Raw genomic sequence first — 13,052 nt, 5'->3', positions numbered from 1 at the left:
GGGTCAAATCGCCTCTAGTTCGCTCAAAAAGTCACGAAGATCATCAAAATCTTCCGCGCTGCCGGCGCGGAAGGTGGCGGCGGCCTGCACATAGGCGCGCAGCGTTTCGGTCTGGAACACTTCCACCAACGGCACTTCCAGGCCCAGATCGGCCTGGACCCGCGAAGTGATCTGGATCGCTAGCAGGGAATGGCCGCCCACTTCAAAGAAGTTGTCGTTCAGGCCGACCTGCGGCAGGCGCAATATGTCGGCCCAAATCGCCGCGATCTGCTGTTCCAGGTCGGTTTCGGGGGCCACGTAGGCCTGTTGCAGCAGGCTCGTATCCGGTTCGGGCAGGCCCTTGCGGTCAAGCTTGCCGTTGGGGGTCAGCGGCATCTGCGCCAGGAACATGAAGTGCGCGGGCACCATGTAGTCCGGCAGATGGGTTTTCAGCGCACGGCGCAAGGTTTCGCGCAATTGGGTTTCATTGGCGAGCGGGCCCTCGGCCGGCACGACATACGCCACCAGTTGTTTGCCGGTCGGACCGTCCTGGGCGACCACCACGGTTTCGCCAACGTTGTCCTGCTCACGCAGGCGCGCTTCGATCTCGCCCAGTTCGATGCGGAAACCACGGATCTTCACCTGATGGTCGACACGCCCGAGGTAATCCACCACGCCATCCGGACGGCCGCGGGTCAGGTCGCCGCTGCGATACACGCGGCTGCCAGGTTTGCCGAATGGGTCCGGCACAAAACGCTCGGCAGTCAGTGCCGGCCGTTCCAGATAACCCCGTGCCACGCCCTCGCCGCCCAGGTACAACTCACCGGCTACGCCGATGGGTTGCAGGTTGAGTTGCGAGTCCAGCACGTAGCCGCTGCGGTTGCCCAGCAAGGTGCCGATTGGGGCATAAACCGCGCCGCATGGATCGCCACGGCGGGCTTTCCATAGCAACGGCGTGACCACGGTTTCAGTCGGGCCGTAGCCGTTGAACAGGTAAGTCGGCTTGAGTGCGCGCCAGGCCAGGTCGTAGCTGGCCTGGGCTACCGCATCACCGCCAAAGCAGTACACACGCACTTTGGGTGGGTTGCCGTCACGCTCGGCATGCTCGGCCAACTGTTGCAGGTACACCGGCGGGAACACCGCCATGGTCACGTTGTGGCGGTGCATTTGTGCGTAGGTGTATTCGGGCAGCCACAGGCTGTCATCACGGACCAGCACGCTGGCGCCGTTGATCAGCGGGTGCATCCAGCCTTCGTGGGAGCCGTCGAAGGCGAACGACATGAAGTGCAGTTCGCAGTCAGCCGGCGATGTTTCATAGCGCTCGCCGGTGGCGATGATGTGCGCCACCAAAGGACCGTGGGACACCGCCACGCCCTTGGGCATGCCGGTGGAGCCGGAGGTGTAGATCACGTAGGCCAGGTTATCGCCGTCCAGCTTCACGTCCGGCGCAGTGTCGCGGTAATCGGCCCAGTCTTCGGTGCGATCAATCGCCAGGGTGTCCAAGCCCTCGGGAATCGGCAGTTGCTGCAACGCGCGGCGATGGGTCAGCAACAATTGCGCACGGCTGTCTTGCATCATGTACAGCAGGCGATCACGCGGGTATTCGATGTCCAACGGCACATACACGCCACCGGCTTTCATCACCGCAAGGAACGCCACCAGGCTTTCGGCGCTGCGTGGCATGGCAATCGCCACGCGCACTTCCGGGCCGACGCCACGGGCGATCAAGGCGTGGGCCAGGCGATTGGCCTGGCTGTCCAGCTCGCCATAGCTCAGGGTTTGCGCGTCGAATTTGACGGCGATCGCCTGGGGGTTTTCCCTGGCGCGATCGGCTACCAATTCATGCACAAGACGCTCGGCCGAGAAGCCAGCGTCAGTCTGGTTCCACAATCGCAGGATGTGCTGCCGTTCATCCTCGCCCAGCAGGTTCAATTGGCTGATGGGCTGTTGTTGATCGGCAACCATTGCCTGCAACAGGTTCTGCCAATGGCTGCCCATGCGCGCGATGGTCGCAGGTGCAAACAAATCGGTGGCATAACTCAGCGATGCGCCGAGCTGGTTCCCGGACTCCTCGATGTCCAGGATCAGGTCGAAATGCGCGGCGGTTTCATCCCAGGTCACCGGGCTCATGTCCAGCTGCGCCAGGCGCTGCAAATGCTCGCCGGCCAGGCTGATGTGGTGGTTGAACGCGACCTGGAACAAGGGGCTCAAGCTCAGGCTACGCTCGGGTTGCAGGGCCTCGACCAGTTGCTCGAATGGCAAATCCTGATGCGCCTGGGCTTCCAGTGCGCGCTGTTTGACCTGGGTCAATAGCTGCCGGACAGTGGTCTGCCCGTCGACATCGGCCTTGAGCACCTGGGTATTGACGAAGAAGCCGATCAACCGCTCGGTTTCGACCCGGTTACGGTTGGCAATCGGCATACCGACACGAATGTCCTGCTGGCCGCTGTAGCGATGCAACAACGCCTGGTACGAAGCCAGCAGCACCATGAACAGTGTCACACCTTCGCGCTGGGCCAGGGTCTTGAGGCTGTCGACCAGCGTAGTCGGCAGCGCAATATTCAGGCGTGCACCCCGATGGGTCGGCACCGCCGGACGCTGGTGATCGAAAGGCAACTCCAGCACCGGCTGCTCACCGCCCAGCAGGTCACGCCAGTAATCGAGCTGGCGCGCTTTTTCCCCGGCCTCCATCCAGTCACGCTGCCATTTTGCGTAGTCGGCATATTGGATCGGCATCGCCGGCAATTGCAGCGCCTGGCCTTGGCTGTAGGCAGCGTAGAGCTGCACCAGCTCGTCGACCATCACTTGCATGGACCAACCGTCGGAGATGATGTGGTGCTGCACCAGGACCAGCACGTGCTCCTCTGCTGCCAGGCGCAGAAGATTCACACGCATCAGCGGCCCCTGGCGCAGGTCGAAAGGTCGGGCTACCAGCGCTTCAACCCTGGTCTTGAGCTGGGCGTCATCGGTGGGTTCCGACACCAGCTCGATCCGTGCCTGCGGGCTGACCACTTGTACCGTGCGGTCGGCCTCTTGCTGCAAGTGCGTGCGCAGGCTGTCATGGCGCGCTACCAGGGTATCGAAGGCACGTTGCAGGGCCACCTGGTCCAGCGGACCTTTCAAGCGCAGCGCACTGGGCACGTGATAGGCCGAACTGTGCGGGTCCAGCTGCCAGAGAAACCACTGACGCTCCTGGGCGTAGGACAGCAGCAAGGGTTGAGTGCGGTCTACCGCTACCAGCGCCGGTGCCGAACCCTGGACGTCGCCCAGGCAGCTGACAAAGTCGCCAAGCACAGGCTGTTCAAACAACGTCTTGAGCGCGACTTCGATGCCCAGGCCGTGACGCACCCGAGACACCACCTGCGTGGCGAGCAGCGAATGACCACCCATTTCGAAGAAGTGATCGTTGAGCCCTACCCGCTCGGCGCCCAGCACCTGGGCCCAGATGGCAGCGATGCGTTGCTCCTTCTCAGTCACGGGCGCGACCCATTCGGCCAGCGAATGGCTGGCATCCGGCTTGGGCAGCGCGGCACGATCTACCTTGCCGTTGGGGCTCAAAGGCAGGCGTTCCAGCACCAGCAGATGCGCCGGCACCATGTAGTCCGGCAGCTCCTCGCGCAGCACGGCCTTGAGTTGGGTGCGCAGTTCGGCTTGCCGGGATTCGTCGAGCGCTTGAGTGGCCACGACGTAACCCACCAACTGGTTGTCCGCGGCGATGACCAACGCCTCGCGCACACTGGCCTGGGCCAGCAGGCGCGCTTCGATTTCGCTCAGTTCGATGCGAAAACCACGGACCTTGACCTGATGATCGATACGCCCCACGTACTCGATCATGCCATCGGCACGGTAACGGGCCAGGTCACCGGTGCGGTACAGGCGACCAGTGCCGTCGGTGCAAAACGGATCAGGAATGAAACGGTGGGCCGTCAGGTCCGGGCGGTTGAAGTAACCCCGCGCCAGCAACGGGCCGCCGATCACCAACTCGCCCGCCACACCTACCGGCACCGGGTTGAGGTTGGCGTCCAGCAGGTAGATGGCACGGCCATCCAGCACGCGGCCGATCGGCATCATCGACGGCAGGGCTTCACGGCCATCCACATAGGCAGCGCAGTCCAAGGCGGTGGCGGTTACCGTGGCTTCGGTGGGGCCATAGGTGTTGAGCAGGCGCACATGCTCCAGGCCGGCTGCCCGCCAGGCATTCAAGCCTTCCGGCGGCATGGCTTCGCCGCCGATGTGCAGTTGGCGCAGGCGTCCGTAGTCACGCGGGCCCCGGTCGGCAAAGTCGCGCACCAGCAGCAGCCAGTAGGCCGTGGTCAGGTCGACCACGGAGATGTCGTGTTCGATCAGCTGTTGATAGAAGGTGTCGCTGTCCCACAGGTCGCCGCCGCGTACCACCACCGCAGCGCCGCAGCACAGCGCCGGGTAGAGTTGCTCGACGAAACCATCGAAATTAAAGGTGCCGAACTGCAGCACGCGGTCATGGGCTTGCAACGCAAACAACTCGGTGAAGACTTCCACATGCCGAGCCAGGGCGCCCAGATCGATGCCCACGCCTTTTGGCCGGCCGGTAGAACCGGAGGTGAACATCACGTAGGCCAGGTTGGCCGGCTGCGTGCTGGAAGACGGATTTTCGCTGCTGTAATCGACGAGCCAGTCGACTCCGGTTTCCAGGCAAACGAGGGTCAGATCCTTGCTGAGCGGCAACTGCTCCACCAACGGCTGCTGGGTCAGCAGCAGTTGCAGACCGCTGTCCTCGATCATGCACTGAAGGCGCTCGGCTGGGTATTTCGGGTCCAGCGGCACATAAGCGCCGCCGGCCTTGAGCACCCCCAGCAAGCCAACGATCATCTCCAGAGAGCGGTCCACCGCAACACCCACTAGGGTGTCGGCGCTGACGCCCAACTCGATCAGGCGATGGGCCAGTCGATTGGCGCGCACGTTGAGGTCGGTATAAGTCATGTGCTGCTGATCCAGGATCAGCGCGGTGTTTTCCGGGTGCAATGCCGCTTGTTGTTCGAAGCGTTGCAATACGCTGGCCTTGGCGGACTGAGCAACACCCCGCGGGTTCCAGTCTTGCAGCACGCGGGTGTATTCGTGTTCCAGCAGCAACGGCACGGCGCCCAAGGCCTGTTCCGGCGCACTGGCGAATTGCTGTAGCAAGCCCTGCAGGTAGGCGCCGATGTGCTGCACCGCGTCGGCAGCAAACTCGGCTCGCAAGTATTCCAGGTGCAGGCTCAGGTGCTCGCCGCCCTGCACAGTGAGGGTCAATGGGTAATTGGTGCGCTCCTGATGGCTCACAGCACTGAAACGCAAGCCGCTCTCCCCCGACTGCTCCAGGCTCTTGGCCACCGGGAAGTTTTCGAACACGACGAGCGTGTCGAACAGCGCCTCACCGGCCGAGCCGGCCCAACGCTGGATGTCGAACAGCGGCGTGTGTTCGTGGTCACGCATTTCCAGGTTCAATGCCTGAACGCTACGCACCCAATCGCTGACGCTTTGCGCCGGGCTGGCGGCAGCAATCAGCGGCAAGGTGTTGATGAACAGGCCGACCTGCTGCTCGACATTCGCCAGCTGCGCCGGGCGCCCAGATACCGTGACCCCACAGACGACGCTGGACTGACCCGTGTAGCGCTGCAACAGCAACAACCACGCCGATTGCACCAGGGTGTTGAGGGTCACTTGATGGGCACGGGCGAAAGCGGTCAGGCGCTGAGTCTGAATGGCATCCAACTCACACAGGAGTTCGCCGTATTCGTCACCCGTGTGCGCGGCGCTTTTGGCCACAGCACGTGCCAGGTGCGTCGGTTCTTCCAACTGCACCAGGCGCTGGCGCCAGAACGCTTCGCCCACCGCAGGGTCCTGCTGTTGCAGCCAAGCAATGTGCTGGGAAAACGCCACGGCTACCGGCGGCAGCGCCTGGCCCTTGCAGGCTTGCAGCACTTCATTGAGGACCAGGGCATTACTCCAGCCATCCATCAGGATGTGGTGGCTGGTGTAGATCAAGTGCCAGTGGTCTTCGCTCGTGCGGACCAGCGCCACCCGCAGCAACGGCGGGCTCGCCAGCTCGAAGCCCTGGCGATGGTGCTCGGCGGCCAGGCTGTCGAGGGCCGCCGGCAGATTCGGACGGTCGCGCCAGTCGTATTCGATGAAGGGCAAACTGACTTGGCGATGCACCACTTGCAGGGCCTGGCCCTGGTCGTCTTGCCAGACAAAGCCGGTGCGCAACATGTCATGCCGTGCCAGCACTTGCTCCCAGGCGCCTTGAAATACTGCAAAGTCCATCCCCTGCACGTCGGCGCGCAATTGGCTGACATAGACGTCATCCTCACCTTGCTGGTAGAGGCTGTGGAACAACATGCCCTGCTGCATGGGCGACAGTGGATACAGGTCTTGCACGCTCCGTGCAGGCAGTGCCAGGTCGTCCAGCTGGGCTTGGGTCAGGTGCGCCAGGCTTACATCGGCCGGTGTCAGGCCGCCGTGCTGCGGGTTGAGGCAATGCGCGATCAACGCCAGCAGTTCCTGCTGGTAATCGTCCGCCAGCTGCTGGATGGTTGCTCTGTCGAACATCTCGCGACTGAACCCCCATTGCAGGGCCAATTCGCCGCCATACACCTGCCCTTCCACCGTCAGCCAATTGGCCAGCGGCGCCTCCGGGTCCTGAGCCTGACCGCTGCCCTGGGTCGACGGAACGAACAGCGCCGACTCGTTGAATTGGCGGTCGAACTGGCCCAGGTAGTTGAAGGTGATGCGCGGCGCGGCCAGGCTCGATAGGGCTTCGCGGGCCTCAGGCGTACCGAGGTAGCGCAGCAGGCCGTAGCCGATGCCCTTGTGCGGCACGGCGCGCAGTTGTTCCTTCACCGACTTGATTGCAGCCGACAGCTCGCCATCGGCTTGCAGGCGTACCGGGAACAGGCTGGTGAACCAGCCGACGGTGCGGCTCAGGTCGACGGTATCGAACAGGTCTTCGCGGCCATGGCCTTCCAGCTGGATCAGCGCCGCGGGCTGTTCGCTCCAACGGCTGATGACGCGCGCCAGTGCGGTCAGCAGCAAGTCGTTGACCTGGGTGCGGTAGGCCGCTGGGGCGTCTTGCAGCAGTTGACGGGTCTGTTCGGCACTCAAGCGGATTTCGACTTTGCTGCCCAGGCGGTTTTGCAGACCGCCCTGGGGGTTATCGCACGGCAAATCGGCACTCGCAGTCTGGGCCTGCCAGTACGGCAGTTGGTCATCCAGCGTCTGCGCGTGGGCCTGCAATTGCTGCGCCCACCGCTGGTAGGCGCTGGTCTTGGCCGGCAATGCGACGTTGCGGTAAGCCTGTTGCAGGTCTTCGAGCAGGATGCGCCAGGACACGCCGTCCACCGCCAGGTGATGCACCACCAGCAACAAACGTTGAGCGCCATCGGCCATCGTGACTAAGGCCGCACGCAACAAAGGGCCCTGTCCAAGATCGAGACTGCGCTGGGCCTCGTCGCAGAGTGCGGCCAACTCAGCGTCGTCTGCGACCTGGGTTTGCCACAACCCGGGCGTAGTCACCGACTCGGCATGGGCTTGCTGCCAACCGCCAGCTTGTTGCACAAACCGCAGGCGCAGGGCGTCGTGGTGGTTGATCAGTTGGGTCAAAGCGGCTTCAACGCGCGCAGGCTCCAGGGTTTCCCGTGGCGTCAGCAGCAACGACTGGTTCCAATGCTGGCGCACCGGAATCGCCTGCTCGAAAAAGCTGCGTTGCACGGGCGTGAGGATCACCTCGCCGGTGACCGCCCCCTGGTCGATGACCATCGCCTGCTCGAAGCTTGCCACCAGCGCCAGGCTGCGCACGCTCTGGTACTGGAACAGGTCCCGTGGACTGAGGCGAATACCCGCCTGGCGCGCACGGCTGACTACCTGGATGGAGATGATCGAATCACCGCCCAGCTCGAAAAAGTTGTCTTCCAGGCCGATCTGCGCCACACCCAGTACATCGCTCCAGATCGCTGCCAAGGCTTTCTGCAGGTCGTTTTCCGGTGCGACATAGGCCTGCTGTGGCGCGGCGTCCGGCACTGGCAAGGCCTTGCGGTCGAGTTTGCCGTTGGCGGTTACCGGCAGCTTGGCCAGGTACACCAGATGGGTCGGCACCATGTATTCCGGCAGGCTGCTAAGCAGCCAAGCCTTGAGATCGACCGGCGCCTGGTCTTCCAGCACCAGGTAGGCCACCAATTGCTTGCCGCCTTGCACCAACACCACGGCTTCGCGCACCGAGGGGTGTTGCATCAGGCGCGTCTCGATTTCACCCAACTCGATACGCAGGCCACGCAGCTTGACTTGATGGTCGAGGCGGCCGAGGTATTCGATGACGCCATTGGCGCGCTGACGCACGCGGTCGCCCGTGCGGTACAGACGCGTGCCGTCACCGAAAGGACTGGGCACAAAACGTTCGGCAGTAAGTGCCGGACGTCGATGGTAACTACGGGCCAGACCAGTGCCGCCCAGGTACAGCTCGCCGCTGACGCCAGCGGGAACCGGATTGAGCTGGGCATCGAGCACGTAGGTGCCGAGGTTGGCGATAGGCCGGCCAATGGGCACGCTGTCGGCGCCTTCGTCGACACAGGTCCAGTGGGTCACGTCGATGGCTGCTTCGGTCGGCCCGTACAAATTGAACAAGCCCGCCTGAGGCAACTTGGCAAATACCTGCAATTGCGCATCCAGCGGCAAGGCTTCGCCACTGCACACGATGCGCTTGAGGCGGGTGCACGCTTGCACTCCCGGCTCATGGATAAACGCCTGGAGCATCGAGGGCACGAAGTGCAAGGTGGTGATGCCGTGCTGCCCAATCGTCTCGATCAGGCGCGCCGGTTCGCGATGCTCGCCGGGCGCTGCGACCACCAGGCGTGCGCCGGTCATCAGCGGCCAGAAGAACTCCCACACCGAAACGTCGAAGCTGAACGGGGTTTTCTGCAGGACCGCATCGCTGGCGTCCAGGCCATAGGCCTGCTGCATCCAGCACAGGCGGTTGACCAGCGCGCGATGGCTGTTGCCGGCGCCCTTGGGCTTGCCGGTGGAGCCCGAGGTGTAGATCACGTAGGCCAGGTTCAGCGCGTGAAGCGTAACGTTTACCGATTCGCGGCTGTAGCCATCGAGCCAGTCGGCAGGCTGGTCCAGGACAATCACTTGAATGCCCTCGGCAGGCAGCACTGGCAACAGGCTGTGCTGGCTGAGCAACAACTGAATGCCGCTGTCCTCGATCATGTAGGCCAGGCGTTCCTGGGGATACTCAGGATCCAACGGAACGTAGGCGCCACCCGCCTTGAGAATGGCCAGCAGACCGACCACCATTTCGATGGAGCGCTCGATGCAGATCCCGACCAGCACGTCCGGACCTACACCCTTCTCGCGCAAGGCATGGGCCAGCTGGTTGGCGCGGGCATTGAGCTGGGCATAGGTCAGCGCTGTGGCGCCGAACAACAGCGCGGGCGCGTCGGGCGTGGCCCGCACCTGGTCTTCGATCAGGTGATGGATGCCGCGCTCGGTCGGGTAAACCTCGGCGGTCTGGTTCCAGGTGTGGACCAGCACTTGCTGCTCATACGCATCCAGCATCGGTAGTTCACCGATGCGCTGCGTACCGTCGGCCCCCATGGCCTGCAACAGACGCACCCAATGCCCGGCCATGCGCTCGATGGACGCCGCGTCGAACAGGTCATTTGCGTAGGTCAGCGCGGCGTAGAGGGTGCCGGATTTTTCATAGGTATCGAGGGTCAGGTCAAACTGAGTGGTGCGGCCTTGCCACTCCACCAGCGCCAGCTCCAGGCCGGAGGCCGTGCTGACGCTCGCAATGTCGGCCACCACCGGCTGATGGTTGTACATGACCTGGAACAACGGCGTATGGCTGAGGCTGCGTTCGACCTTGAGGGCCTCCACCAGGCGCTCGAACGGCAATTCCTGATGGGCCTGGGCGCCCAGTGCATGCTCCTTGATGCTTTGCAGCAGCTCAGTGACAAGGGTTTGCCCGCTCAGCTCGGTGCGCAGCACTTGGGTATTGACGAAAAAGCCGATCAGCCCTTCGACTTCAGTACGGTTACGGTTGGCGATTGGCACGCCGACGCGGATGTCGCCTTGCCCGGTATAGCGATGCAGCAGCACGTTGAACGCACCGAGCAACAGCATGAACAGGGTAACGTTGTGTTTTTGCGCAACGCTGCGCAGTTGTGCAGCCAGCGCGGGTTCGATCGCGAAGTTATGGCGCGTGCCCTGGTAGCTCGGCATGGCCGGGCGTGGGCGATCCGTGGGCAGCTCCAGTACCGGGTGCTCATCGCCCAGGCGCGCCTGCCAATACTCCAATTGTCGAGCCTGCTCACCCGCTTCCAACCAGCGACGTTGCCACAGGGCATAGTCGCTGTACTGGATCGGCAAGGCCGGCAGTTGCGGTATTTCATTGCGCTCATGAGCGTCGTAGCAGCGAATGAACTCCTCGATCAGCACGTTCATCGACCAACCATCGGAGACGATGTGGTGCAGGGTCAGCAGCAACACATGCTCCCGCGTGTCGAGCTTGAGCAATTGCACGCGCAGCAACGGGCCGTTTTCCAGGTCGAACGGCAGCAGCGATTGACGGATCGCGGCGTCGTTGACGGCCTGTTCGCGTTCGGCGGTAGCGAGGTGGCTGAAATCGACTTGCTCGACGGCCAATGACGTCGTCGTCGGCACTTGCAACAGGCGCTCGTCGGCCTGGCGCTGGAACACCGTGCGCAGGGTTTCATGCCGCGCGACCAGGCTCGCAAACGCTTGCTCCATCGCTTCCAGGCTCAACGTGCCTTTGAGGCGTACAGCACCGGGCAAGTTGTAGGCGCCACTGGCCGGGTCCAACTGCCAGAGAAACCACATGCGCTGCTGTGCATAGGACAGCGCCTGGCGATCCTCCGCTTCCACCCCTGCCGGAATCGGAAACCGGGAAAAATCCACACCTTCTTTCTGCAAGGCCTGCAGGAACAATTGGCGTTTTTCCAGGGGCAACCCGATAAACCGGCGAGCAAGTTTCAAGGAGTCTTCAGCATTCATTTCTTGGAGTCCGGAGCAATAGGCGGGAAGCACAAAGGCACGTCGTCCCTATAAAACGAACCGGACAGGGAAAAATTAGCGGGGAGTGGAAGGCGTGGAGCGGGGTGTCATCAAGGGTTACATCAATCTCGGCAGAGACACCCGAACCCGAGCTAGCATTGACGAACACCACTTTTTGCAACTACATTTAGTTACACGCAGGGAACGCCGTGTCCAAAAATGAAAAGCTGCTCGCCAAACTGCTCAATGAGCACATGGCATTTACCTGGCCTGAGCTCGTAACGCTGCTGCTACGGCCGGGCTACACACAGATTGAAGGGGCTGGAAGCCGGGTCAAGCTCGACATCGGCGACCTCAGTGCAATGATCACCTTGCACAAGCCTCACCCTGGCAACGAACTGAAACACTACATTCGGCGCCAGATCATTGAGCAATTGAGGTCAGGAGAACTGATTCAGTGAACAACCAACTGAAACACAAAGGCTACATCGGCTCTATCGAAGCCAGCGTCGAAGACAACTGCCTATTCGGCAAGATCCTGTTCATCAAGGCACTGGTGAGCTACGAAGGTAAAACCGTCGCAGAGCTGGACGCTGCATTCCGTGAGGCGGTGGATGACTACCTCACCACTTGCCAGGCCCTCGGGCAGCCACCGGAGAAGCCCTGCAAGGGCTCCTTCAATGTCCGGGTCGGCCATGACTTGCACTTGGCGGCTGCCCTGGCGGCGACCCGCAAAAAAGTGACCCTCAATGACCTGACACGCCAGGCCTTGAATGAGTTTTTACAACATCATGGCAATGACTCATGCCCTGCGGTTAGCTGATTACCCCAAGCGCCGATAACCCAACACTGCCGCCCCCAGCACCACCGCCCCCGCCGCCAACGCCACGTAGAACCCGCTGGTGGCGCCGAAGTGGTCGATCATCCAGCCGGAACTGGCAGCGCCAATGGCCACGCCGATGCTGAGGCCGGTGATCAGCCAGGTCATGCCTTCGGTCAGGCGGCTGGCGGGTACGATCCGCTCCACCAGGGCCATGGACACGATAAGGGTTGGGGCGAAGAACAACCCAGAGATAAAGATCGCCACGGCGAGCCCGGGAATGTTGGTTACCAGAAGCAACGGCAAGGTGGTCACAGCCGTAGCCACGCCACAGAACAGGAACTGCCGAGGCAACGACACCTTGAGTTTCAGGGTACCGAACGCCAGCCCTGCCAGGCACGAGCCAATGGCGTACACCGACAGCACGATACTCGCTGCCGCTGGTTGGCCCTGATGCTGGGCAAACGCGACGCTGACCACGTCCACCACGCCAACAATCACACCCATGGCCAGCAGCAGGATCATCAGGATCAGCACCGAGGGTGACGCAATCAGCCAGCGACCGTGGTGGCTCTGATGAGCATGCACAGGCGGTTCGGTCTCACGCTGCAATACAAAGGTGGTGACACCCACCGCCAGCAACAACGCAGCGACCAGAGGCCCCGCCTCCGGAAACAACACCACGCTCAACCCGACCGAAATCGGCGGGCCGATAATGAAGCACACCTCGTCCAGCACCGACTCCAGGGCAAACGCGGTTTGCAGCTTGGGCTGGCCCCGGTACAACTCGGTCCAGCGCGCCCGCACCATGGCCGACATATTGGGCATGCATCCGGCCAACGCGGCGAACAGGAACAGCAGCCAGTTCGGTGCTTGCAGCCGAGTACACAGCAGCAACATCAACAGCGCCCCGCCGCCAATCAATGCGGCAATCGGCAGCACTCGGCCTTGACTGTACTGGTCCACCAGCCGCGACACCTGCGGCGCACAAAACGCCGTCGCCAAGGCGAACACCGCCGCGACCGAGCCCGCCAGGCCATAGCCGCCATGTACCTGCGAGAGCATGGTGATCAAGCCGATCCCCGTCATTGATACCGGCATGCGCGCAAGCATGCCCGCCAGCACAAAAGCCCGGGCGCCAGGGACTTGGAACAACTCGGCGTAAGGGTTTGCCATCTTGCTCGACCTCTTCATGAATGCCCTGGAACTTGCTATTCACAAGAATCGA

The 13,052-nt window shown here is 62.5% G+C and carries 4 protein-coding genes; 2 read left to right on the top strand and 2 right to left on the bottom strand.

The window, feature by feature from the left end; all coding sequences use genetic code 11:
• Window positions 1-3: 3 nt before the first annotated feature.
• Window positions 4-11,004, bottom strand: a complete 11,001-nt coding sequence (locus tag RB216_RS11515) for a non-ribosomal peptide synthetase (protein ID WP_308908712.1) — start codon at window positions 11,002-11,004, stop codon at window positions 4-6.
• A 209-nt stretch (window positions 11,005-11,213) separates the two neighbouring features.
• Here RB216_RS11515 and RB216_RS11510 point away from each other — a divergent pair, with 209 nt between their 5' ends.
• Both RB216_RS11510 and RB216_RS11505 read left to right on the top strand, forming a co-directional pair.
• A complete protein-coding gene (locus RB216_RS11510) occupies window positions 11,214-11,465 on the top strand; it encodes a type II toxin-antitoxin system HicA family toxin (RefSeq protein ID WP_305384825.1) in 252 nt (83 codons plus the stop codon).
• Window positions 11,462-11,827 (top strand): type II toxin-antitoxin system HicB family antitoxin, encoded by a 366-nt coding sequence (locus RB216_RS11505; RefSeq protein WP_028619830.1) that lies wholly within the window; start codon window positions 11,462-11,464, stop codon window positions 11,825-11,827. Before RB216_RS11510 ends, RB216_RS11505 begins: the two co-directional genes overlap by 4 nt.
• Here the strand turns inward: RB216_RS11505 and RB216_RS11500 are convergent, their stop codons facing one another.
• Complete coding sequence (locus RB216_RS11500) at window positions 11,828-13,000, bottom strand: MFS transporter (RefSeq protein WP_308908711.1); 1,173 nt, start codon at window positions 12,998-13,000, stop codon at window positions 11,828-11,830.
• Window positions 13,001-13,052 lie beyond the last annotated feature (52 nt).

It is taken from the genome of Pseudomonas canadensis (assembly GCF_030980095.1).
Lineage (GTDB): Bacteria > Pseudomonadota > Gammaproteobacteria > Pseudomonadales > Pseudomonadaceae > Aquipseudomonas > Aquipseudomonas canadensis.
Note: the sequence above shows the minus strand (reverse complement) of the source record. Positions and strands in the feature narration are given on the sequence as shown.